Here is a 21,545-nt window from a genome sequence, read left to right as displayed (position 1 = left end):
TCATGCGCGAGATCGTCTTCGATACCGAGACCACGGGCATCGGCCCCGAATATGGTCACCGACTGGTCGAGATCGGCTGCATCGAGCTGGTCAACCGGGTCGAGACCGGCCGCACCTTCCACGCTTACTTCTGCCCCGACCGCGACATGCCGGCAGAGGCGGAGGCGGTCCACGGCCTCTCGCACAAATTCCTGTCGGACAAGCCGCGCTTCCACGAGACATGCGAGGATCTGCTCGCTTTCCTCGGCGACAGCCAGCTGGTCGCGCACAATGCCGCCTTCGACTTCGGCTTCCTCAATCACGAGCTGGGGCTGTGCGGGCGGCAGGCGGTGTCGCTGACCCGCATGATCGACACGATCGCCATCGCCCGCACCCGCCACCCCGGCGCCAAGCACAGCCTCGACGCGCTCTGCTCGCGCTACGGCATCGATCGCAGCCACCGGGTGAAGCATGGCGCCCTGCTCGACGCGCAGCTGCTGGCGCAGCTCTATGTCGAGCTGACCGGCGGGCGGCAGATCGGCCTTTCGCTGGCGATGGACGTGGCCGTCCCGCTCACGGCCGAGGAGACCCGCATCGTCGGCGGCATCGCCCGGCCGGTGCGCGTGCCCCGCCCCCACGCGCCCAGCGCCGGGGAGCGCGCGCGCCACGCCGCTTTCGTGGCCACGCTGACCGATCCGCTGTGGCCGAAGATGGGAGAACCCTCCGCCGCCCTCGTTGGTTGACCGTATGACCGACGGGGCATAAGCCGCCTCGCCTCCCCGGCCTGACCCCCAGGCCGAGCGAACACAAGAAGAGGAGATGGGAACGATGGACATCCGGGTTTCGGGACATCAGGTCGATACCGGCGATGCGCTGCGCGCCCATGTCGAGGAGCGCCTCCAGGCGCTGGCCGACAAGCATTTCTCGCGGAGCATTTCGGCCCATGTGACCTTCGGCCAAGGGCCGCACGCGATGTTCACCTGCGACATCATCGCGCATGTGATGCAGGGCGTGATCCTGAAGGGCCACGGCCAGGGGCAGGAGGCGCATCCCGCCTTCGATCAGGCCGCCAGCCGCATCGAAACCCAGCTGCGCCGTTACATGGCCCGCCTGAAGGATCGCCAGTCGGGCGCCGCCGCGGCCGCCGCATTGGTCGATGCCGACGCCGGCTACACCGTCTTCCAGCCCGCGCCGGAGGAAGAGGAAGTCACCGCCGACAATCCCGTCATCATCGCCGAGACCCGTGTCGACATCCCCGATGCCAGCGTCTCCGATGCGGTGATGATGCTCGATCTGCGCAACACCAACGCGCTGCTGTTCCGCAATTCGGGCACCGGCACGTTCAACATGGTCTATCGCCGCCCGGACGGGTCGATCGGCTGGGTCGAGCCGCAACGCGCCGCCTGATGGGCTGAATCGCGGCGGGCGGCGTCTTATGGAAGACGTCGCCCGCGTGGTGCGTATTTCGTCATGAAGTTTTGATCTGCCTTGGCCTATAGGGCCGGGGCAGGCGCATGTATGGACGTGGTTGATGGACGGGCTGGCCGATATTCTCTCGCATGAGGCGGTGATCGCCTCGCTCAGCGTTCCCAACAAGAAGAGCCTCTTCCAGAATCTGGCGACGGCGGCGGGCCGGATCGTGCCGGTCGATCCGCGCCATGTCGTCGAGCGGCTGGTCGAGCGCGAGCGGCTGGGTTCGACCGGCTTCGGCGGCGGCATCGCCATCCCGCATGGCAAGATCGAGGGGCTGACCCAGGTCGTCGGCCTGTTCGCCCGCCTGACCCAGCCGATCGACTTCGCCGCGATCGACGACCTGCCGGTCGATATCGTCTTTCTCCTGCTCTCCCCGCCCGATGCCGGGGTGGAGCATCTGAAGGCCCTCGCCCGCGTCAGCCGCCGTCTGCGTGACCGGACCCTGGTGGCCAAGCTGCGCGGCGCCGGATCGCCCGACGCGCTCTACGCGCTGCTGGTCGGCAACGAGGCGCGCGACGCTGCCTGATTTCGGCGGCGAGGGGTCGGCGCCGCGCGCCGCCGCCGGCCTGCTCGTCTCCGCTCTGGTCCGGAGCGTCGCCGCCGAGGGTGGGAACGGCATGGTTCTCGCCAAGGGCGACGCCACCTCCGGCGCAATCCTGATCGTCATTCTCGAACGCGGTGCCCTCCGGGGCCTTCACGAGCGGATACCGGGGGCAGGGGGCTACACCCTCGCGCCGACCGGCCCCGCCGATCCGGCGGCCCCCGGCGCCCTCACGGACTATCTCGCGCGCCGCCGCCGCTCCGATCCCGATCTGTGGGTGGTAGAACTGGATGGCGACGGCGACATGCCGCTGCGTGTCGCGGCGGAGCTGTTGGGCTGAACCCTTTTACCCGTTCGTCCTGAGCGTAGTCGAAGGACGTGCCCCGAGCGATGTACCGTCCAGTCGCCCGTGCTTCGACTTCGCTCAGCACGAACGGTGAAGGTGTAGGTAAATCAACCGAATCCCTTCCCCTCGTTCCTGATTTGTCCTAATCTCCCGCCATGGCCACCGCCCCCGCCTGTTTCGATGACGCGCCCCTCGTCGCCGCCGATGTCGCGCGCGGTGTCGCGCGTCTCCTCTTCCGGCAGGACTTCACCGCGCTGTGCGAAGTGCCCCTCGGCAACGGCCGCCGCGCCGATCTGATGGCGATCGACGCCAGGGGCTGCATCACCATCATCGAGATCAAGGTCTCGCGCGCCGATCTGCGCGGCGACATGAAGTGGCCCGACTATCTCGATTATTGCGACCGCTTCTACTGGGCGCTGCCGGCCGCCTTCGATCACGCCCTCGTCGACGATCCCTGGTTCCAGCCCGACATCGCCGGCCTGATCGTCGCCGACCGCTACGACGCCGCCCTCGTCCGCGAGGCCGCCCATCGGCCGATTCCCGGCGCCCGCCGCAAGGCCGAGACGCTCCGCTTCGCGCGCTGTGCCGCCCGTCGTCTGCTTGGCGGCCTCGATCCGGGGCTGGCGGGGCTCGACTGACTCGCGCGATTTCCCCGGAAGGCGAGTTGCGCTAGGCAGGCGCCATGATCGACCTCTGGAACCACATCGTCGCCGATTTCTCCAACCTCGGCTCGCCGGCGGCGCTGTCGGCGTTCGTGCAGGTGTTGATGATCGATGTGATGCTGGCGGGCGACAACGCGATCGTTGTCGGCGCGCTCGCCGCCGGCCTGCCCGCCGAGCAGCGCCGCAAGGTCATCCTGATCGGCATCCTCGCCGCGCTCGTCCTGCGCATCGTCTTCGCGCTGGCGGTCAGCCAGTTGCTCCAGATCGTCGGCCTCGTCTTCGCCGGCGGCCTGCTGCTGGTGTGGGTGGCGTGGAAAATGTGGCGCGAGCTGCGCTCGTCCTCGGTCGACGGCCCCGGCGAGCATGACGGCCTCAAGCCCGCCAAGAGCTTCGCCGCCGCCGCCTGGGCGGTCGCGGTGGCCGACGTCAGCATGAGCCTCGACAATGTCCTCGCGGTCGCCGGTGCGGCGCGCGAGCACCCCGGCATCCTCGTCATCGGCCTGTTGCTGTCGGTCGCGCTGATGGGCGTGGCCGCGAACCTGCTGGCCCGCGTGATCGAACGCTACCGCTGGATCGCCTATATCGGTCTTGCCGTGATCCTGTACGTCGCGGGCAAAATGATCTGGGAAGGGTGGGGGGACATCAGCCGCTTCATCGGCTGAGCTTGTTCGCGCGGAGACGCGGAGACGCGGAAAGAAAGAGACTGCGACGTGGCTCCGAACGGTCCGGGAGCCACGTCCCGAACAATCTTCTCTTACGTCTCTCCGCGCCTCCGCGTCTCCGCGCGAACAAACTACCCGATATGCGCCGCGAAGAACGCCTCGGTCCGCGCATCCGCCGCCTGCGCCGCTGTCTCATCCCGCCGCGACCCGCTGGTCGTCGCGAAGCCATGATCCACCCCGGCATATTCGTGGATCGTCACATGCTGGTTCGGATCGAGCACCGCACGGATCTTCGCCACCGTTTCGGCCGGGATGAAATGATCCTTCTCGGCGAAGTGCAGCATCAGCGGATTGGCGATCGCATGCGCCTCCTCCAGCAGCCCGTCGATCCCCGCGCCATAATAGCCGACGCAGGCGGCGGCGTCGGTGCGCGTCGCCGACAGATAGGCCATCCGCCCGCCGAGGCAGTAGCCGACCACGCCGACCTTGCCGCCGCCGCTCTTCTCGCGCGCGACGCGGATCGTCGCCTCCAGATCCTCGACGCCCTTGTTGGGGTTGAACTTCTTCCGCACCTCGAAGGCTTCGGCCATCTGCTCGGGCTGGTCGGGATCGACGTCGTAGCCCGGCGCGAACCGCCAGAACATGTCCGGCGCGATCGACAGATAGCCGAGCGACGCCCAATAATCGCATTTGGCGCGGATGCCGGGGTTCACCCCGAAAATCTCCTGATGGACGATGATCGCCCCGCGCGGCGCGCCCTCCGGTTCGGCCAAATAAGCGGCAAAGCGCCCGCTCGCGTCCAACGCGTCGATCTCGATCATCTGGCCCAACACACGGCTCCTTGGAATGAGGGGAAGGCGATGGATTTTGCCGCAAGGGAGGGCTAGCGTCCAGTCACGGACATATGGGGTGCCTTCATGAAGATGACGATGGATGTCGAATGCACGCCGGAGGAAGCCCGCCGCGTGATGGGCCTGCCCGACCTGACCCCGATCCACGACGCCTATCTCGAAAAGATGCGCAAGCTCGTTGAGGACGGCATCACGCCCGACACGATGGAGAGCATGATGCGCGCCTGGGCGCCGATGGGCGACACGGGCATGGCGATGTGGCGCCAGCTGATGGACCGCATGACGGGATCGATGAGCAAGAGCTGAGGCGCGCGCCTTGCCGGCCGACACGATTTTCGCGCTGTCGAGCGGCGCGCCGCCGGCGGCCATCGCCATCATGCGGGTCAGCGGGCCGGGGGCGGGCGATGTGCCCAAGGCGCTCGGTGCCCGCCGACCGCCGCCGCGCGAGGCGCGGCTGGCGCGACTGGCCGATCCCACGACGGGCGAAACGCTCGATCGCGCCCTGATCCTGTGGTTTCCCGGCCCGAACAGCGCGACCGGCGAAGATCTGCTTGAGCTGCACCTGCACGGCGGCCGGGCGGTGGTCGCGGCGGTCCAGCGCGTGTTGGCCGGCCTGCCCGGGCTGCGTCCTGCGGAGCCGGGGGAATTTACCCGCCGTGCCATGCTGAACGGCCGCCTCGATCTTGCCGAGGCCGAGGGGCTCGCCGATCTCCTGTCCGCCGAGACCGAAATCCAGCGCCGCAACGCCATCCGCGTTGCCGAGGGTGGTCTGAGCCGCGCCGTCGAGATCTGGCGACGCCATATTCTCGACCATGCCGCCACGATCGAGGCGGTGATCGACTATGGCGACGAGGTCGGCGACGACATCGATATCGCGCCGCTGCAAGCGCGCGTCGGCGCGGATGCGGAAGCGCTGCGCGCCTTGTTGGCATCGCCCCCCGCCGAAAGGTTGCGCGATGGCCTGCGCGTTGTCCTGGCTGGCCCTCCCAATGCCGGTAAATCGAGCCTGATGAACGCCTTGGCGGGCCGCGAGGCCGCGATCGTGTCGCCGATCGCCGGCACCACCCGTGATCGGGTCGAGGCGGCACTTGTGATCGACGGCTTTCCCATCCTCCTCACGGACACGGCTGGCCTGCGCGAAGAGGGCGACGATCCTATCGAAGCGATCGGTATCCGTCGCGCGCAGGACGCCATGGACGAGGCGGATGTCGTGTTGTGGCTTGGCCCGGAGGAGGACGCGATCGATCGACCCGGCCTGATTCGCGTCGCCGCGAAGTCCGATCTTGCCACCGCGCCCGACGGTCGCCTCGCCGTGTCGGTCGTAAGCGGTGAGGGGCTCGGGGCCCTTCGCGCCCGGCTGGTAGCCGCCGCACAGGCGCAATTCTCCGGCGACCTGATCGCCCTCAATCAGCGTCAGCGGACTCTGGTCGCCGATGCGGCCGAAAGTCTTCAATTCGCCTCGGCCGAGCCCGACATATTGCTGGTGGCCGAACATTTGCGACAATCATGCAGCGCGCTCGACGCCTTGACCGGCCGGGCTGGCGTCGAAGATATGCTGGACAGCCTCTTCGGTCGCTTCTGCCTCGGCAAGTGATGTTCCACGTGGAACTTGCTGTCGAGGGGCCCGGCCCGTAAAAGGCGGCATGGGTTATGATATCCTCGTTGTCGGCGGCGGCCACGCCGGATGCGAAGCTGCGGCCGTCGCGGCGCGTATGGGCGCCCGTGTCGCATTGGTCACCAGCGATGCGTCCGCGATCGGCGCAATGTCCTGCAACCCCGCTATCGGTGGCTTGGGCAAGGGCCATCTCGTCCGCGAAGTCGATGTGTTTGATGGTCTGATCGCGCGGGCGGCTGACGAGGCGGCGATCCATTATCGCATGCTCAACCGCAGCCGTGGCGCCGCCGTCCGTGGTCCGCGCGTGCAGGCCGATCGCGGGCGCTACAAGGCAGCGGTCCAGCGCATGCTGGCCGAGCAGCAGGGGCTGGATGTCATCGAGGCCCATGTGATCGGCCTGCATCTGGATCATGATGCCGTCGGCGGCTTGCTGCTTGCCGACGGATCACGGCTGACCGCGGGCGCGGTCGTCCTGTGCACCGGCACCTTTCTCGGCGGCCGCCTGTTCCGGGGAGAGGAGCGGATGATCGGCGGCAGGATCGGCGCTCGCCCGGCTAACCGCCTCGCCGGCCAGCTTCGTGCGCTCGACCTGCCGATGGCGCGCCTGAAGACGGGGACGCCGCCGCGCATCGACGGCCGTACGATCGACTGGAGCGCGCTCGACCGTCAGGAAAGCGACGTCGACGATTGGCGGATGTCGGTGCTCGGGGGCGGCCGTAGCGCACCGCAAGTCTCCTGCGGCATCACCCGCACCAATGCGAAGACCCACGACATCATTCGCGCGGGCCTCGATCGATCGCCGTTGCGGACCGGCGCGATCGATGGCCGCGGCCCCCGCTATTGCCCCTCGATCGAGGACAAGGTCGACCGCTTCGGCGACCGTGACGGGCATCAGATCTTCCTGGAGCCGGAAGCGCTGGATGATCCGTTGATCTATCCCAATGGCATTTCGACCTCGCTCCCGGTCGATGTCCAGCAGGAGTTCGTCAACTCGATTCAGGGCCTGGAGCGGGCGGTGATCGCCGTTCCCGGTTATGCGGTGGAATATGACTATATCGATCCGCGCGCGCTCAACGCCGACCTGTCGGTTCGCGTGCTGAAGGGATTGTTCTTTGCCGGCCAGATCAACGGCACGACGGGCTATGAGGAGGCAGCGGCGCAGGGCCTCGCCGCTGGACTCGGTGCGGCCGCTGCACTGGGCGGCGTGGCCAGGCCGTTCGATCGGAAATCGTCATACATAGGCGTGATGATCGACGATCTCGTTCTGCAAGGCGTTTCCGAACCCTATCGTATGCTCACGTCACGGGCCGAGCATCGCTTGCACCTGCGGAGCGATAACGCCCACGCGCGTCTCGGGGAGGATGCGCTCGCATGCGGTGCTATGGGGCGTGACCGACAGAGTTGGTTCGAGGCACACCGTGCCGAGAAAGCCGAGGCGGCGAACCTCTTTGCCCGATCCGTCCGCGCATCCGCGCTCCGAGCCATCGGTATGGGCGTAACAGGGCAGGATGCGGAAGCACGACCGCTTGATCTTTGGGCGCGGCACCCAGGGGTTACGGGAGATGGTGTGCGACGTCTGGACCCCGCGTTCGGGGCCATATCGCGCGACGTCTTGGATGAGTTGGTCGAGGACAGGCGGTATGACAGCTATGCAGCGCGGCAAGCGCGCGATCTCGAAGCGGTAGACCGGCAGGAGGGGCTGCCGCTTGCGAATGTCAATTTCTCGGGGATTGGCGGCCTTTCCAGGGAGATGTGCGAAAGGCTCTCCGCCGCGCGGCCGGCGACTCTTGGTGCGGCCGCCCGTATCCGGGGGGTTACCCCGGCGGCGATAACGGCCATTCTGTTCCACGTGAAACGCACGCGAGAGGCGGCGTGATCGATCTGGATAGCGCGGCTCAAGAGAAGATCGCCGCTTACACCGGGCTGGTCACGGCCGAATCGGAGCGACAGAATCTGGTGTCACGTTCGACGCTGGAGGACTTTGCCAACCGGCACGTCGCCGATTCGCTCCAGCTTCTCCCCTTGGCTACACCGGGCCTTTGGGTCGATGTCGGTTCTGGGGCCGGCCTTCCGGGCATCCTGCTGGCCATCGCGGAGCCGACCCGGCCGGTCGTCATGGTCGAGCCGCGCGCCCGCCGGGTCGAATTCCTGCGCTTCGCCATCTCGCAATTGGGGCTGACGAACGCCACAGTCGTTGCCGGGAAAGTAGAGCAGCTGCGCGATATCCGCGCGGCTGTCATCAGCGCGCGCGCCGTGGCGACATTGGACAAATTGTTCGAATGGTGCGGCGCGATCGCCGAACCATCCACAGTTTGGTTGTTGCCCAAGGGCCGCACCGCCGCATCCGAACTGGAAAGCGTCAAGGCGACATGGCAGGGTGACTTCCGGTTGGTCCGCAGCGTGACCGACGCCGAGGCGGCGATTGTCGTGGCCCGGAATGTGCGGCGCAGGAGCAAGGCGCGATGATGCGGATTGCGGTAGCCAACCAGAAGGGCGGGGTCGGCAAGACCACCACGGCGATCAACCTCGCCACGGCGCTGGCTGCCGTCGGGCGGCGCGTGTTGCTGATCGACTTCGATCCGCAGGGCAATGCCTCCACGGGGCTGGGCGTCGCGCACGACGCCCGCGACGTCTCGAGCTACGAACTGGTTACCGGCGGCTGCACCCTTATCGAATCGGCCGTGCCGACGAACATTCCCAAGCTCGATATCGTCCCCGCCAAGCCCGACCTGTCTGGCGCCGAGGTCGAACTGGTCGGCGCCGACCGGCGCGTCTATCGGCTGGACGAGGCGCTCAACCAGGCGCCGCTCGGCCGTTGGGATGTTTGTCTGATCGATTGCCCTCCCTCACTCGGCCTGTTGACCGTCAACGCGCTAGTCTCGGCCCACGCGGTGATCGTGCCGCTGCAATGCGAGTTTTTCGCGTTGGAGGGGCTCAGCCAGCTTCTCCAGACGGTCGAGCGGGTGCGCGGGCGGTTCAACGCTGGCCTGTCGATCCTGGGTGTCGCGCTCACCATGTACGATCGCCGCAATCGTCTGTCGGAAGCGGTGGCGCAGGATGTGCGCTCCGTGCTGGGCGATGTCGTGTTCCAGACGGTGATCCCGCGCAACGTCCGCCTGTCCGAAGCGCCGAGCCATGGGCTGCCGGCGCTGATCTACGACCATCGCTGCCCTGGATCGGAGGCCTATATGGCGCTTGCCCGCGAACTCATCGGCCGCTTGCCGGCCCCGGCGAAAGCGGCATGAGCCTCGCGTCCAAGCGCGGCGTCGGGCTCGGCCGTGGCCTTTCGGCCTTGCTCGACGATATGCCGCGAGGTGCCGTCACGGATGAGGCCGGTGTGTCGGTCGAGGGTCTGCGCACCGTCTCGCTCGCCGATATCGCCCCGCATCCCGGCCAGCCGCGCCGCCACTTCGACGAGACCGCGCTGGACGAACTGGCGCAGTCGATCGCCGAAAAGGGCATCCTCCAGCCGATCATCGTCCGCCCGCATGGTAGCGGCTACCAGATCATCGCCGGCGAGCGGCGCTGGCGAGCGGCGCAGCGCGCGCAACTCCACGAGATCCCGGTCATCGTCCGCGATCTTGATGAGACGGCGACGTTCGAGCTGGCGCTGATCGAGAATATCCAGCGGCAGGATCTCAATGCGATCGAGGAGGCCGATGCCTATCGCCGCCTCATCAGCGAGTTCGGCCATACGCAGGAGGCGCTCGGCAAGCTGGTTGGCAAGTCGCGCAGCCATGTCGCCAACCTCATGCGGCTGCTCGATCTGCCTGAGCCGGTGCGCCATGCCGTCGCCGAGGGGCGGCTGACGATGGGCCACGCCCGCGCGCTGGTGACGGCGAGCGATCCGGTCGGCCTGGCGGCTGACATCGAGAAGCGCGGGCTTTCGGTGCGCGATGCCGAGAAGCTGGCCAAGGGCGCCAGGCCGCAGACGCCCAAGGGTGACGCGCCGATCGAATATAAGAGCATCGATGCCGATATCGACGCGCTGCAACGCCACCTCGCCGACCTGATCGGCCTCAAGGTGACGATCCAGCATCAGGGGCGGGCGGGCAATGTGGTGCTGAGCTACGCCAGCCTCGACCAGCTCGACCTGATCTGCCAGCGCCTGAGCGGCGAGCGCTTCTGATCGCTCAGCGCGGGCGGGTCCACAGCCCGACCCGTGGCCGGTCGGGATAAAGCGCCCGGCGACCAAGCGTTTGTAACCCGGCCTTGATGACCCATGCGAGCTTTTCCTCGCCGCTTGTCACCACCCGGTTGAGCAGGGCATCGGCCCCCCGCCAGCGAACCCGCCGCGCGATATCGCCGTATATGCCCGCCGCCGACAACACCGCCCAGGCCGGCCGCCGCGCCAGCGCGGGCGTTCCGCGCCGGGCGCTGCGCTCATAATGTTCGGCCATCGCCCCCAGCCGCTGGCCGAGCGCGCCGACCGCGTCTGCATTGGCCGGATCGAGGATCGCGGCGACATCGGCGATGCCCGCCTCCGCCAGCCAGTCGGCCGGCAGATAGCAGCGGCCGAAGGCGGCATCCTCGCCGATGTCGCGGGCGATGTTCGCCAGCTGGAATGCCAGACCCAGATCGCAGGCGCGATCCAGGGTCAGCTGATCGGCGGGGTCGACGCCCATCACGATCGCCATCATCACGCCGACCGAACCGGCAACATGATAGCAATAGCGCAGCATATCGGCTTCGGATTGCGGCTGAAATCCCTCTGTATCCAGCACGAAGCCTTCCACCAGATCCCAGGCGTAGCGCGCCGGCAGATCGCATTCCGCCACCACCTGCGCCAGCGCGTCGAACGCCGGATCGCCGGTCGCGCCGCCCGCCAGCGCGGTCGTGGTGCGTTCCCGGATCTCGGCCAGCCGCGCGTGGGGATCGGCGACGACGTGGCGCTCCATGCCCAGATCCTGCCCATCCGCCAGATCGTCGCAGGCGCGGCACCAGGCGTAGAGCATCCACGCCCGCTCGCGGGTCGCGCGATCGAACAGGCGGCTCGCCATGGCGAAGCTCTTCGATCCGCGCGCGATACTGTCGCGGGCCTGCGCGACCAGCCACGTCCGATCGGGCAGGGGGGTCAACGCTCGCTGGGGTCGATCCATTTCGTCACCATCGGCGGCCGATAGTCCCGCATCCGCGCGATCAACCGCGTGGAATCGTTCTCGTCGATCAGCAGCTCGCGATGGCCCGCGCGGAGGAAGCCGGCGGCCACCACACTATCGAGAAAGCCCAGCAGCGGCCGGTAAAAGCCGGCCACGTCGAGCAGGGCGACCGGCTTGGCATGGTCGCCGAGCTGGCCCCAGGTCCAAACCTCGAACAATTCCTCGAACGTGCCGATCCCGCCCGGCAGCGCGACGAAGCCGTCGGCCAGATCGGCCATTTTCGCCTTCCGCTCGTGCATCGAAGTGGTGATGTGCAATTCGCTCAGCCCATGATGCGCCAGCTCGCGATCCTTCAGCGCGCGCGGCAGCACGCCGATCACCTCGCCGCCGGCCGCCAGCGCCGCATCGGCGACGATCCCCATTAGCCCCACGGAGGCGCCGCCATAGACCAGCCCCAGCCTGGCCGCCGCGATCGCCGTGCCGAGCGCGCCGGCCGCCTCGGCATAGGCCGGATCGAAGCCGGGGCTCGACCCGCAGAAGACGCAGATCCGCTTCACGCCGCGCCCCTCACAGTGCCGACTTGCGTGGGATCGCCGGGCCGGCCTGCAAATCCTCCAGCATCAGCTTGGCGGTCGCCTTGGCTGATCCGACGACGCCGGGGATGCCCGCGCCCGGATGCGTGCCCGCGCCGACGAAATAGAGATTGTCGATCGCATCGTCGCGATTGTGCACGCGAAACCAGGCCGATTGCGTCAGGATCGGCTCGAGGCTGAAGGCCGATCCCTGGAAGGCCGCCAGATCGCTCGCGAAATCGCTCGGCGCATATTCGAAGCGGGTGACGATCCGATCCTTGAGGTCCGGGATGTTGAGCCGCCGCGCCACCTCGTCGAGGATGCGATCGGCATAGGCCGGTCCCACCGCGTCCCAGTCGATCGGCAGCTTGCCGAGATGCGGCACCGGGGCCAGCGCGTAGAAGGTCGAATGCCCCTCGGGCGCCATCTGCGGGTCGCTGGCGGTCGGGTGGTGCAGGTAGAGCGAGAAGTCGTTCGACAGCACGCCCGTATCGTAGATCGCTTCCAGCAGCGGGCCGTAGCGCGGGCCGAACAGGATCATGTGGTGCGGGATTTCCGGGAACGTGCCCTTCACCCCGAAATGCACGACGAACAGGGAGGGCGAGAAACGCTTCTTCTGCAATCCCTTGGCGACCCGTTTGCCGTGGCGGTTCTCGCTCAGCAGGTCGCGATAGCTGTGGACGATATCGGCGTTGGAGCAGACCGCGTCGAAACCCTCGCGCCAGCCGCTTTCGGTCCGCACCCCGGTCACCCGGTCGCCCAGCGTCTCGATCTCCGCCACCTTGTCGCCCAGCCGCAGCGTGCCGCCCAGCCGTTCGAACTGCGTCACCAGCCCGGCCACCAGCGCATTGGTGCCGCCCTTGGCGAACCATACGCCGCCATCCTTCTCCAGCTTGTGGATCAGCGCGTAGATGGCGCTCGTCGTCATCGGATTGCCGCCGACGAGCAATGTGTGGAAGCTCAGCGCCTGCCGCAATTTTTCGTTTTTCACGAAGCTCGACACGATCGAATAGACCGATCGCCACGCCTGATATTTCGCGAGATGCGGGCCGGCCTTCAGCATCGACGCGAAATCGAGGAAGGCGACATGGCCGAGCTTTTCATAGCCCTCGGCATAGACGCCGGCCGAGTAATCGAGGAAGCGGCGGTATCCGGCCACGTCACCCGGCTCCAGCCGCTGGATTTCGGCGAACAACGCGGGATCGTCGTTGGAATAATCGAAATTGGTGCCGTCGGGCCAGTTGAGCCGGTAGAAGGGCATGACGGGCATCAGGGTCACGTCCTCGCTCATATTGTGGCCGCTCAGGGACCACAGTTCGGCGAGGCAGGCGGGATCGGTGATGACGGTGGGACCGGCGTCGAAGGTGAAGCCGTCGCGCTGCCAGTGATAGGCGCGCCCCCCGGCCTTGTCGCGCGCCTCGATCACCGTCGTCGCCACGCCCGCCGCCTGGAGGCGGATCGCGAGCGCCAGCCCGCCGAACCCCGCGCCGATGACTGCCGCCTTCTTCATCTGTCCCCCTTGCCACCACCCGCTTTGGGCCCCAACCCGGCCAGCGCGCCCAATGCGCGACCGATCGGCACGGGTGGCTTGCCCGCGAGAATACGGGCCTTGTCGGCCCAGGTCGATTGCCCCGCGTAGAAACGCCCGATCAGGCCGGGGGCGAGGCGATAGAAACGCTCCAGCACGCGATAGCGCTCCGTGGGTTCGGCGGCGCGGAACAGCATCGTATCGAGCAGGCGGTAGAAAGCCCGGTCTTTCCAGGCGGTCAGCGCATGATCCCGCAAGGTGGTGTGAAGCGCGGCGCTCGACAGATCGGGCAGAGCGGCGATGCGCGCGGCGGTGCGGACGGCATCGGGCAGCGAATAGCCGGTGGTCGGGTGGAACAGCCCGCCGCGCATCCCCGCCTTGGCCACGCCGGGCGAGCCGGGATCCCATAATTCGGCGCCATCGCCGGAGACCACGACCGGCAGAACGCCGCTTTCAGAGCGGGTTACGGCTGTCACCTGCCAGCCATGCGCAGCCGCATAAGCCGCGATGCGTCCCGTCAGCGCAGTTTCGTCGAGCGCGGGATCGTCGCTGTAATAGGTATCCTCGACGAACAGGCGATCGGGGCCGAAGGGCAGGACGTAGACGAAGCGATAGCCGTCGATCTGCGGCACGGTCGCGTCCATCACGATCGGCCGGGTCAGGCCATGCGGCGCGGCCAGCACCAGTTCCTGCCCGACGAACTTCTGCCAGCCGCAATCGAGCCCGGACAGGTCGGCCGCGCCGCGCGCGTCGATCACGCCCTTCGCCGCGATCCGCTCGCCGCCGTCGAGCGTGATGCCGCCGGGGTCGATCGCCGCCACTTTCGCGCCGAGCCTCACCCGATCGCCCAGCCGCGCGCGCAGCACCGCATCGAAATGCTCGCTCTCGATCGAGCGATAGGGCGACGCGAGCGTTCGGCTGTGCGCGGGGAAGCGCACGTCATAAGCGTCCCACCGATGGCCGACGAGCGGCGCCACCAGCGCGCGTTCGGCGGGTGCCATATCGCTTTCGAAGAAGGACCAGACGTGATTGCCGCCGAGATGGTCGTCGCCCTCGACCAGCAGCAGCCGCGCCTCGGGCCGGCGCTCGGCCAGCGCCAGTGCGATCAGCCCACCGGCCAGCCCGCCGCCGGCGATGAGGATGTCGACGGGGTCGGAAGCGGCCATCCCCGGCCGCTTAGCAAGCGCCGCGCGGCGGGGATACTCTTTCCACCCGCGATCGGCCGCGTCGCTCATCGTTCGTCATTGCGAGCGCAGCGAAGCAATCCAGTACCGCCCTTGTCGCGTGCCGCGCGGCTGGATCGCGTCGCTGCGCCCGCGATGACGAGGGAAGGCGTTGTGCCCGTGACCCGTCGCATCCGGCGCGCTACAGATGGCCCCGTGACCCTCGCCATCCTCCTCTCCGCGCTGGCGATGACCCTGATCGTCGGGGTGCGTTACCTGCTCGCCTCGGCCGGCTTCGCCCTCGCCACCCGCGTGCGCCAGCCGGGGCTCTACCGGGGGCTCGACCGGCAGATCCGCCGCGAGATCAGCTGGTCGCTCGCCTCGGCCGCCATCTACGGCATCCCCGCTGGCATCGTCGCCTGGGGCTGGCAGGCGCGCGGGTGGACGCTCGTCTATCGCGATGTCCATGCCTATCCGATCTGGTGGCTGCCGCTGTCGGTGCTGGCCTATCTCGCCGCGCACGACACATGGTTCTACTGGACGCACCGCTGGATGCATGCGCCGCGCCCGTTCCGCATCGCCCATGCCGTCCACCACGCCAGCCGGCCGCCGACAGCCTGGGCGGCGATGGCGTTCCATCCGTGGGAGGCGCTGACCGGCGCTGTGGTCATCCCGACACTGGTTTTCGTGATTCCGATCCATATCGGCGCTCTGGCTGTCGTGCTGACGATCATGACGCTAATGGGGGTGACCAACCATATGGGGTGGGAGCTGTTTCCCCGCTGGCTGGTCGAGGGGCGCGCCGGGCGCTGGCTCATCACCGCCAGCCACCACCAGCGCCACCATCAGGAGTATCGCTGCAATTATGGCCTCTACTTCCGCGTCTGGGATCGGCTCTGTGGCACCGACAAGGGGCTCGGGCGGTTCGATCGCGGGGGTTAGGATGCGGCTGGCGACATTCCTTCTCGCGCTGGTGTTGGTCGGCGCTTCGCCCGACGGCCGGGTCGATCTCGATATCGAGGGGCTGCGATCGAAGGCCGGGCTGGTGCAGGTCTGCATGACGATGCGCGCCGACCTGCTGACCACCTGCGAAAAAGACCCCGCCGCGCGCCGCGCGACCATCCCGGCGGCGGCCGGCGCGCTCAGCTTCGCCGATCTGCCCTCGGGCGCCTATGCCATTGCGCTGTTCCACGACGAGAATGGCAATGGCAAGCTCGATACCCGGCTGGGCATCCCGCTGGAGGGCGTCGGTTTCTCGCGCAATCCGAAACTGTGGTTCGGCCCGCCGCGCTTCTCGGCGGCGCAGTTCCGGGTGACGGGCGGGGCGGTGAACGAGGCGGTGAAGCTGAAATATTTTTTCTGAGGGGCCTCACACCCGATCCGTTCATCCTGAGTAGGGACTGAGCTTGGCGAAGGCCCGTATCGAAGGATCTGCGGGCGTGCTTCGATACGCCACTTCGACAAGCTCAGTGGCTACTCAGCATGAGCGGCTTTGGTGGAAGGCGAGCGCCACGCCGCACGATCGCCCCACCGATCCCCAAACCCCGCCCGCACAAAGATTTGCCCCCGCCGCCCGCGCGCGCTACCATCGCGCCGTCCCCGGGGGGCCGCGTACAGGCGGCTGAGAGGCGAGGCGATCCTCGCGACCCGTCGAACCTGATCCGGTTGACACCGGCGGAGGGAGGGCGCGCTCACACCGCACCCCTCGTCCGTGCTCGAAACGAGGAAACGGCGTGATCCACACGCTCGACGTGCTGACCCTGCGACTGGCCGAGGCGATCGGCCTGTACCTGATCCTCGCGGGCCTTTCCGGTCTGCGCCTGCCGACGCGCTGGCAGGAGATCGTCGCCGACATCGCCGCCTCGGCCGCCGTCGCCGATCTGTTCGGCGTGGCCTGCTTCGTCGTCGGCACCGCGATCCTGATACCGCACCACCATCTCAGCGATCCGCTGGCGATCATCGTCACGCTATGCGGCTGGCTCGCCTTGTTCGAGGCGGCCCTGTTCTTCGTGTTTCCCGACTGGATCAGCCCGATCCTCACCGCCGCCGCCCGCCATACCCGCCCGTGGGCGGTCGTGGCGCTGGTCGCCGGTCTCCTCCTCTTCCTCGCCGGCCTCACGGGCCGCGCCGAAGCATTCATCTGAAGGAACAGCCCATGGCCGATATCCCCGCCCGCACCGAGATGAAGGTTACCACCGGCCCGATCCGCGGCAGCCGCAAGATCCATGTCGAGGGGCCCGGCGGCATCCGGGTCGCCATGCGCGAGATCGCGCTGGAGCCCTCCTCCGGCGAGGCGCCGGTGCGCGTCTATGATTGCTCCGGCCCCTATACCGACGGCAACGCCCGCATCGACATCATGGCCGGCCTGCCCGAACTGCGCCGCGACTGGATTCGCGGCCGGGGCGACGTCGAGGAGGTCGACCAGCGCGAGGTGAAGCCCGAGGACAACGGCCAGCTCGGCCCCGATCGCTCGGGCGGCGTTCCGCCCTTCCCGCAGGTGCGTGGCCGCGTGCTGCGCGCCAAGCCGGGCGCCAACGTCAGCCAGATGCATTATGCTAGGGCCGGCATCATCACGCCCGAGATGGAATATGTCGCCATCCGCGAGAATGTCGGCCGCGCCGCGCTCCGCGAAAAGCTCGTCCGCGACGGGCAGGATTTCGGCGCCGCCATCCCCGATTACGTCACCCCCGAATTCGTGCGCGACGAAGTGGCGCGCGGCCGGGCGATCATCCCCTCCAACATCAACCACCCCGAATCCGAGCCGATGGCGATCGGCCGCAACTTCCTGGTGAAGATCAACGCCAACATCGGCAATTCGGCCGTCGCGTCGGACGTGGCGAACGAGGTCGACAAGATGGTCTGGTCGATCCGCTGGGGCGCGGACACGGTGATGGACCTCTCCACCGGCCGCAACATCCACGACACGCGCGAATGGATCCTGCGCAACAGCCCCGTGCCGATCGGCACCGTGCCGATCTATCAGGCGCTGGAAAAGGTCGGCGGCGTGGCCGAGGATCTGACGTGGGAGATCTTCCGCGACACGCTGATCGAGCAGGCCGAACAGGGCGTCGATTATTTCACCATCCACGCCGGCGTCCGCCTCGCCTACATCCCGATGACGGCCAAGCGGGTGACGGGCATCGTCTCGCGCGGCGGATCGATCATGGCGAAATGGTGCCTCAGCCACCACAAGGAGAGCTTCCTCTACGAACGGTTCGAGGAAATCTGCGAGATCATGAAGGCCTATGACGTGGCCTTCTCGCTCGGTGACGGTCTCCGCCCCGGCTCCATCGCCGACGCCAACGACGAGGCGCAGTTCAGCGAGCTGCACACCCTGGGCGAGCTGACCCAGATCGCGTGGAAGCACGACATCCAGGTCATGATCGAAGGACCCGGCCATGTGCCGATGCACAAGATCAAGGCCAATATGGACAAGCAGCTCGAGGCGTGCGGCGAGGCCCCCTTCTACACGCTCGGGCCGCTGACGACCGATATCGCCCCCGGTTACGATCACATCACCAGCGCGATCGGCGCGGCGATGATCGGCTGGTTCGGCACGGCGATGCTCTGCTACGTCACCCCCAAGGAGCATCTGGGCCTGCCCGATCGCGATGACGTAAAGGTCGGCGTGGTCACCTACAAGCTGGCGGCCCACGCCGCCGATCTCGCCAAGGGCCACCCGGCCGCGAAACTGCGCGACGATGCTTTGTCCCGCGCCCGCTTCGAATTCCGCTGGCGCGACCAGTTCAACCTGTCGCTCGATCCCGACACGGCCGAACAATATCACGACCAGACCCTGCCGGCCGAAGGCGCCAAGACGGCGCACTTCTGCTCGATGTGCGGCCCCAAATTCTGCTCGATGAAGATCACGGCGGAGGTACGCGAATTCGCGGCCAAGCAGAACGCGGAGGCCGACACCTTCCTGGCCGCCACCAGTTCCTCCCCTGCCCTGGCAGGGGAGGGGGACCGTTCGGCGAAGCCGAATGGTGGAGGGGCCTTCACCCCCGCAGCGACCGTCGATGCGGAAGCGGGCATGGCCGAGATGAGCGAGAAGTTCAGGGAGAAGGGCGGAGAGATTTATCTGCCAGCGGCCGAGTGATTGATTCTTCCCAATATTGCGCCATAACTTTGAGACGATGTGAGGGGGCACGTCATCTCAATGGCAATTCCGCAATTCAATCAACACGGCTTGCTGCCTGAAGGTGTGCACGACTGCACATTCCTTGAGGCACAGGCTTTTCTATGTTCGAATGAGCATCGGAGCGCCATATGGGCAAGGCTTCAGCGATTTTTGGATTGGGCAGCAGCTTTCCCTAGGCCGGCCGCATTCCTGATTGACGGTAGTTACGTCACGGACAAGCCGCTGCCTAACGATGTCGACGTGATCGTGGATGTTACTAGCTGCTCAACTGAACAGCAAAAGCAATGGTTTGCAGTTTGGGCAGAGCAGCACGAATTTGCAAAATTAACATTTTCAGTCGATTTTTATCCATTTGCGATTGGTCTGGGAAGTGATTTCTCTGCATTTTTTCAGTATGTTAGGATTGAGGAAGCACTTCGCCGCGGCATTGCACCAACAGTCCGCAAAGGTATTTTGAAGGTGGCACGATGACGGTGTGGGCCGATCAGGTGCGATTGCAAGTTCGCCTGATCATTGATCAGATTGCAAATATACGCGCCCGTTCATTGGATAATGATGGTACAATGGGCGTTGCGCTCGAATCATATTATAAGATGTTGGACGATTTATACGACCGTGATCTCAGGCTTGCTGAAGTAAGAGATAAGTCAGATTTGGTTTTACGAGTTGAGGGCGTAGCCTTTGATGGTGATCCTAATTTGCAACTTGTTACATCTATATTTAGTAATGTGACATCTCAAGTCACGGGTTTAACAAAAGCGATACTTGGTGTTTGGGCGGATGGGAGAGTCACACCTAAATCTGTCGATCTCGGCCTAAGTGGGATAGCGCGAGGTAGCCTATATTTCGGATTAAAAGCGCAGATAGACAGCAATAAATATCCTGTCCTTGGAGAGATTGACACCCTTTTTGACTCAACACGTCGTGCTCTAAAAATTATAGACGACGTGGCGCATACTATAGAACATGACTCTGATAAAGTTTCCTTAGAAGAAGTTTCGGAGATTATTGTTGATCCAAAAATACGCGATGCGGCATTAGTTGCGGTTCAAAGAATATCGCCTACAGGACGCAGGGGTATAGATGCTGTATCGGTATCGGGAACGGAAGGCGCACCGGCAGAACTAACTAATGAGCATCGCAAGGCAATACGGCAAAGCCTGGATAGGCCAGTTATAAGAGGAGAGGAAATCGAATTTATCGGACAGGTCCGAGAAATTGATTTGGATTCTCGCAGATTCGATTTGCGAGGAATAGCAGATGAGCAGGTTCGAGACGTGAGATGTGCATATCGAACAGTTGATATTAGTCCTAGAAATTTATTAGGTGCTACTGTTCGGGCTCGGGGGCTCGTAGAGCGTACAAATGATGAAATTCCGAGGCTGATGTCTGTCACGTCTTTATCAATTATCCGAGAAGCGCCTGAGCATCTCATTTAAATAAGACAAATTCTGACGATATAATGATTTTTTTGGAAAAAGCGGTTGGTCATCACGGCTAGCAGAACTGTCCTAATTAAATCGGAGTGATCCTCATGCCCCGTCTCCCCGTCGCGCTCGCCCTCGCCGCGCTCGTCGCTTCGCCGGTTTTCGCCGCGCCGCCGTGCAAGGATGCCAAGGGCAAGTTCGTGAAATGCCCGCCCGCCGCCGCCGTGGTGAAGGGCAAGGACGGCAAGTGCCGTGTCGCCGCCGGCCCCAACAAGGGCAAGTTCACCAAATGCCCCTGAGCGACTCCCGCCCCGGCCGCGCCGCGATGATCGATCGGCGCGCGGGGCGCGCGGGGTGATCCAGTCGCTCGCGCATGTCGCCCTGGTCGTGCGCGATTATGACGAGGCGATCGCCTTCTACGTCGGCACGCTGGGCTTCACCCTCGTCGAGGACAGCTACCAGCCGGCGCAGGACAAGCGCTGGGTGGTCGTCGCGCCGCCCGGCGCGCCCGACGGCGCCACGACGCTCCTCCTCGCCCGCGCCGCCACGCCCGAACAGGCGCGCTTCATCGGCGATCAGGCGGGCGGCCGCGTCTTCCTGTTCCTCGCCACCGACGATCTGGCGCGCGATCATGCGGCGATGGTGGCCGCCGGCATCCGCTTCGTCTGCGAACCCGCCGTCATGCCCTATGGCACCGTCGCCGTGTTCGAGGATCTCTACGGCAACCGCTGGGATCTGGTGCAATATGGCTGAGGCCCGGGCGCGTCCCCGCTGACCGTGCTCCGGCGAAAGCCGGAACCCCGGGTTACGGAGCGCGCCGGACGTGGCCGTGCACATCACCGCGGGCCCGACGCCTGCCGGCCGCGCAACGACCTTGCATTTGTTCATCATATGTTCTATATGCCAACCGAACTCACGAGAGAGGATCGGCGATGGATCATCGGTGCGATCGGCTGTTTCTGGCGTTGCGTCCCGGCACGGGCGAGGCGGCCGCGATCGGGCGGCTCGTCGCCGACCATCGCGTTGCCGGCCGGGCGGTGCGGGCCGAACATTGGCATGTCACATTGGGCCTGATCGGCGATTTCGCCGGCCTTTGTCCGCGCTTCGTGGCCATGCTGCTGCACAGTCTCGGCCGCGCCGCGTTCGGGGCGTGCCGTCTGGTCTTCGACCAGCTCGTCAGCGGGCGGCAGTCCGTACTGTTGAACGCGAGCGAGCCGATTGCCGGGGTGGAGCGGCTGCAACGCGGCCTGGGCCGCGCCCTCGGCCGCGAGGGTGTCCCCTTCCCCGACCCTCGCGATGTCCGGCCGCATATCACGCTGGCCTATCACGGGCGCGGCACTCTGCGGCCCGAAGAGCGCGCGGTGCGCGATCCGATCCTGCCGATCAGCTGGCAGGCGCGCGAGCTGGTGCTGATCCACAGCCATATCGGCCACCAGCGCCATGATGTGCTGGGGCGGTGGCCGTTGGTGACGGCGGATGGGTGAGG

Annotated in this window: 26 protein-coding genes and 1 riboswitch; of the genes, 21 read left to right on the top strand and 5 right to left on the bottom strand. The window is 66.2% G+C overall.

Features of this window, described 5'->3' with window-relative positions:
• The first annotated feature begins 2 nt into the window (after positions 1-2).
• The 6 genes from dnaQ to PQ455_RS16925 all read left to right on the top strand — a co-directional run bounded on the left by dnaQ (position 3) and on the right by PQ455_RS16925 (position 3,663).
• Positions 3-722: a DNA polymerase III subunit epsilon gene (gene dnaQ / locus PQ455_RS16950; protein ID WP_273687393.1), complete on the top strand. Its 720-nt coding sequence runs from the start codon at positions 3-5 to the stop codon at positions 720-722.
• A gap of 85 nt (positions 723-807) precedes the next feature.
• On the top strand, positions 808-1,386 hold the full coding sequence (hpf, locus tag PQ455_RS16945; protein WP_273687391.1) for a ribosome hibernation-promoting factor, HPF/YfiA family: 579 nt from the start codon (positions 808-810) through the stop codon (positions 1,384-1,386).
• Between the two features lie 124 nt (positions 1,387-1,510).
• The gene (locus PQ455_RS16940) at positions 1,511-1,978 is read left to right on the top strand and encodes a PTS sugar transporter subunit IIA (RefSeq protein ID WP_273687389.1); all 468 of its coding nucleotides are present in this window, start codon (positions 1,511-1,513) and stop codon (positions 1,976-1,978) included.
• Between the two features lie 91 nt (positions 1,979-2,069).
• Positions 2,070-2,333, top strand: a complete 264-nt coding sequence (locus PQ455_RS16935) for a DUF1491 family protein (protein WP_337958540.1) — start codon at positions 2,070-2,072, stop codon at positions 2,331-2,333.
• 161 nt (positions 2,334-2,494) lie between these two features.
• Positions 2,495-2,977, top strand: a complete 483-nt coding sequence (locus PQ455_RS16930; RefSeq protein ID WP_273687387.1) for an MmcB family DNA repair protein — start codon at positions 2,495-2,497, stop codon at positions 2,975-2,977.
• A gap of 44 nt (positions 2,978-3,021) precedes the next feature.
• Positions 3,022-3,663 carry a TerC family protein gene (locus PQ455_RS16925; protein WP_273687384.1) on the top strand — a complete coding sequence of 214 codons (642 nt, stop codon included), beginning with the start codon at positions 3,022-3,024 and terminating at the stop codon, positions 3,661-3,663.
• A gap of 131 nt (positions 3,664-3,794) precedes the next feature.
• Here the strand turns inward: PQ455_RS16925 and PQ455_RS16920 are convergent, their stop codons facing one another.
• Positions 3,795-4,493 (bottom strand): dienelactone hydrolase family protein, encoded by a 699-nt coding sequence (locus tag PQ455_RS16920; RefSeq protein WP_420542796.1) that lies wholly within the window; start codon positions 4,491-4,493, stop codon positions 3,795-3,797.
• Between the two features lie 87 nt (positions 4,494-4,580).
• Here PQ455_RS16920 and PQ455_RS16915 point away from each other — a divergent pair, with 87 nt between their 5' ends.
• The 6 genes from PQ455_RS16915 to PQ455_RS16890 all read left to right on the top strand — a co-directional run bounded on the left by PQ455_RS16915 (position 4,581) and on the right by PQ455_RS16890 (position 10,258).
• The gene (locus PQ455_RS16915) at positions 4,581-4,820 is read left to right on the top strand and encodes a DUF6489 family protein (RefSeq protein WP_273687382.1); all 240 of its coding nucleotides are present in this window, start codon (positions 4,581-4,583) and stop codon (positions 4,818-4,820) included.
• A 70-nt stretch (positions 4,821-4,890) separates the two neighbouring features.
• Complete coding sequence (gene mnmE / locus PQ455_RS16910) at positions 4,891-6,108, top strand: tRNA uridine-5-carboxymethylaminomethyl(34) synthesis GTPase MnmE (protein ID WP_273691414.1); 1,218 nt, start codon at positions 4,891-4,893, stop codon at positions 6,106-6,108.
• 49 nt (positions 6,109-6,157) lie between these two features.
• A complete protein-coding gene (mnmG, locus tag PQ455_RS16905) occupies positions 6,158-8,005 on the top strand; it encodes a tRNA uridine-5-carboxymethylaminomethyl(34) synthesis enzyme MnmG (protein WP_273687380.1) in 1,848 nt (615 codons plus the stop codon).
• Positions 8,002-8,595: a 16S rRNA (guanine(527)-N(7))-methyltransferase RsmG gene (gene rsmG / locus PQ455_RS16900; RefSeq protein ID WP_273687378.1), complete on the top strand. Its 594-nt coding sequence runs from the start codon at positions 8,002-8,004 to the stop codon at positions 8,593-8,595. The genes mnmG and rsmG overlap by 4 nt, the downstream gene beginning before the upstream one ends.
• Positions 8,592-9,374, top strand: coding sequence for a ParA family protein (locus PQ455_RS16895; protein WP_273687376.1), 783 nt, complete (start codon positions 8,592-8,594; stop codon positions 9,372-9,374). Before rsmG ends, PQ455_RS16895 begins: the two co-directional genes overlap by 4 nt.
• The gene (locus PQ455_RS16890; RefSeq protein ID WP_273687374.1) at positions 9,371-10,258 is read left to right on the top strand and encodes a ParB/RepB/Spo0J family partition protein; all 888 of its coding nucleotides are present in this window, start codon (positions 9,371-9,373) and stop codon (positions 10,256-10,258) included. Before PQ455_RS16895 ends, PQ455_RS16890 begins: the two co-directional genes overlap by 4 nt.
• 4 nt (positions 10,259-10,262) lie before the next feature.
• Here the strand turns inward: PQ455_RS16890 and PQ455_RS16885 are convergent, their stop codons facing one another.
• From PQ455_RS16885 to crtY, 4 genes are read right to left on the bottom strand one after another with little or no spacing between them, the layout of a single operon-like run.
• A complete protein-coding gene (locus PQ455_RS16885) occupies positions 10,263-11,228 on the bottom strand; it encodes a phytoene/squalene synthase family protein (RefSeq protein ID WP_273687371.1) in 966 nt (321 codons plus the stop codon).
• The gene (locus PQ455_RS16880) at positions 11,204-11,785 is read right to left on the bottom strand and encodes an LOG family protein (protein WP_273687369.1); all 582 of its coding nucleotides are present in this window, start codon (positions 11,783-11,785) and stop codon (positions 11,204-11,206) included. The genes PQ455_RS16885 and PQ455_RS16880 overlap by 25 nt, the downstream gene beginning before the upstream one ends.
• 10 nt (positions 11,786-11,795) lie before the next feature.
• A complete protein-coding gene (locus PQ455_RS16875) occupies positions 11,796-13,310 on the bottom strand; it encodes a phytoene desaturase (protein WP_273687367.1) in 1,515 nt (504 codons plus the stop codon).
• Complete coding sequence (crtY, locus tag PQ455_RS16870; protein WP_273687365.1) at positions 13,307-14,494, bottom strand: lycopene beta-cyclase CrtY; 1,188 nt, start codon at positions 14,492-14,494, stop codon at positions 13,307-13,309. Before crtY ends, PQ455_RS16875 begins: the two co-directional genes overlap by 4 nt.
• 213 nt (positions 14,495-14,707) lie before the next feature.
• On the opposite strand from crtY, the gene PQ455_RS16865 reads away from it, so the two are divergent.
• The 9 genes from PQ455_RS16865 to PQ455_RS16825 all read left to right on the top strand — a co-directional run bounded on the left by PQ455_RS16865 (position 14,708) and on the right by PQ455_RS16825 (position 21,543).
• Complete coding sequence (locus PQ455_RS16865; RefSeq protein ID WP_273691413.1) at positions 14,708-15,433, top strand: sterol desaturase family protein; 726 nt, start codon at positions 14,708-14,710, stop codon at positions 15,431-15,433.
• 1 nt (position 15,434) lies between these two features.
• A complete protein-coding gene (locus tag PQ455_RS16860) occupies positions 15,435-15,854 on the top strand; it encodes a DUF2141 domain-containing protein (RefSeq protein WP_273687363.1) in 420 nt (139 codons plus the stop codon).
• A 234-nt stretch (positions 15,855-16,088) separates the two neighbouring features.
• A riboswitch (TPP riboswitch) is annotated at positions 16,089-16,177 on the top strand.
• A gap of 47 nt (positions 16,178-16,224) precedes the next feature.
• A complete protein-coding gene (locus PQ455_RS16855; RefSeq protein WP_273687360.1) occupies positions 16,225-16,635 on the top strand; it encodes a DUF2065 family protein in 411 nt (136 codons plus the stop codon).
• Positions 16,636-16,646: 11 nt separating this feature from the next.
• Complete coding sequence (gene thiC / locus PQ455_RS16850) at positions 16,647-18,590, top strand: phosphomethylpyrimidine synthase ThiC (RefSeq protein WP_273687358.1); 1,944 nt, start codon at positions 16,647-16,649, stop codon at positions 18,588-18,590.
• A gap of 60 nt (positions 18,591-18,650) precedes the next feature.
• A complete protein-coding gene (locus PQ455_RS16845; protein WP_273687356.1) occupies positions 18,651-19,103 on the top strand; it encodes a DUF6932 family protein in 453 nt (150 codons plus the stop codon).
• A complete protein-coding gene (locus PQ455_RS16840; protein WP_273687354.1) occupies positions 19,100-20,071 on the top strand; it encodes a hypothetical protein in 972 nt (323 codons plus the stop codon). Before PQ455_RS16845 ends, PQ455_RS16840 begins: the two co-directional genes overlap by 4 nt.
• A 95-nt stretch (positions 20,072-20,166) precedes the next feature.
• The gene (locus tag PQ455_RS16835; RefSeq protein ID WP_273687352.1) at positions 20,167-20,358 is read left to right on the top strand and encodes a hypothetical protein; all 192 of its coding nucleotides are present in this window, start codon (positions 20,167-20,169) and stop codon (positions 20,356-20,358) included.
• A gap of 55 nt (positions 20,359-20,413) precedes the next feature.
• Entirely contained in the window at positions 20,414-20,812 is a 399-nt protein-coding gene (locus PQ455_RS16830; protein ID WP_273687350.1) for a VOC family protein, read from the top strand.
• Between the two features lie 179 nt (positions 20,813-20,991).
• Positions 20,992-21,543 carry a 2'-5' RNA ligase family protein gene (locus PQ455_RS16825; RefSeq protein WP_273687348.1) on the top strand — a complete coding sequence of 184 codons (552 nt, stop codon included), beginning with the start codon at positions 20,992-20,994 and terminating at the stop codon, positions 21,541-21,543.
• The last annotated feature ends 2 nt before the right edge of the window (positions 21,544-21,545 follow it).

Origin of the sequence: Sphingomonas naphthae, from assembly GCF_028607085.1 — a bacterium.
Lineage (GTDB): Bacteria > Pseudomonadota > Alphaproteobacteria > Sphingomonadales > Sphingomonadaceae > Sphingomonas_Q > Sphingomonas_Q naphthae.
The sequence above is the reverse complement of the archived record's forward strand: the minus strand, read 5'-3'. Positions and strand labels throughout refer to the sequence as shown.

Coding starts and splice junctions, on each gene's coding strand:
- dnaQ (WP_273687393.1), top strand. CDS start 3: ATGCGCGAGATCGTCTTCGATACCGAGACCACGGGCATCGGCCCCGAA.
- hpf (WP_273687391.1), top strand. CDS start 808: ATGGACATCCGGGTTTCGGGACATCAGGTCGATACCGGCGATGCGCTG.
- PQ455_RS16940 (WP_273687389.1), top strand. CDS start 1,511: ATGGACGGGCTGGCCGATATTCTCTCGCATGAGGCGGTGATCGCCTCG.
- PQ455_RS16935 (WP_337958540.1), top strand. CDS start 2,070: ATGGTTCTCGCCAAGGGCGACGCCACCTCCGGCGCAATCCTGATCGTC.
- PQ455_RS16930 (WP_273687387.1), top strand. CDS start 2,495: ATGGCCACCGCCCCCGCCTGTTTCGATGACGCGCCCCTCGTCGCCGCC.
- PQ455_RS16925 (WP_273687384.1), top strand. CDS start 3,022: ATGATCGACCTCTGGAACCACATCGTCGCCGATTTCTCCAACCTCGGC.
- PQ455_RS16915 (WP_273687382.1), top strand. CDS start 4,581: ATGAAGATGACGATGGATGTCGAATGCACGCCGGAGGAAGCCCGCCGC.
- mnmE (WP_273691414.1), top strand. CDS start 4,891: ATGCGGGTCAGCGGGCCGGGGGCGGGCGATGTGCCCAAGGCGCTCGGT.
- mnmG (WP_273687380.1), top strand. CDS start 6,158: ATGGGTTATGATATCCTCGTTGTCGGCGGCGGCCACGCCGGATGCGAA.
- PQ455_RS16895 (WP_273687376.1), top strand. CDS start 8,592: ATGATGCGGATTGCGGTAGCCAACCAGAAGGGCGGGGTCGGCAAGACC.
- PQ455_RS16890 (WP_273687374.1), top strand. CDS start 9,371: ATGAGCCTCGCGTCCAAGCGCGGCGTCGGGCTCGGCCGTGGCCTTTCG.
- PQ455_RS16885 (WP_273687371.1), bottom strand. CDS start 11,228: ATGGATCGACCCCAGCGAGCGTTGACCCCCCTGCCCGATCGGACGTGG.
- PQ455_RS16875 (WP_273687367.1), bottom strand. CDS start 13,310: ATGAAGAAGGCGGCAGTCATCGGCGCGGGGTTCGGCGGGCTGGCGCTC.
- crtY (WP_273687365.1), bottom strand. CDS start 14,494: ATGGCCGCTTCCGACCCCGTCGACATCCTCATCGCCGGCGGCGGGCTG.
- PQ455_RS16860 (WP_273687363.1), top strand. CDS start 15,435: ATGCGGCTGGCGACATTCCTTCTCGCGCTGGTGTTGGTCGGCGCTTCG.
- thiC (WP_273687358.1), top strand. CDS start 16,647: ATGGCCGATATCCCCGCCCGCACCGAGATGAAGGTTACCACCGGCCCG.
- PQ455_RS16845 (WP_273687356.1), top strand. CDS start 18,651: ATGGCAATTCCGCAATTCAATCAACACGGCTTGCTGCCTGAAGGTGTG.
- PQ455_RS16840 (WP_273687354.1), top strand. CDS start 19,100: ATGACGGTGTGGGCCGATCAGGTGCGATTGCAAGTTCGCCTGATCATT.
- PQ455_RS16835 (WP_273687352.1), top strand. CDS start 20,167: ATGCCCCGTCTCCCCGTCGCGCTCGCCCTCGCCGCGCTCGTCGCTTCG.
- PQ455_RS16825 (WP_273687348.1), top strand. CDS start 20,992: ATGGATCATCGGTGCGATCGGCTGTTTCTGGCGTTGCGTCCCGGCACG.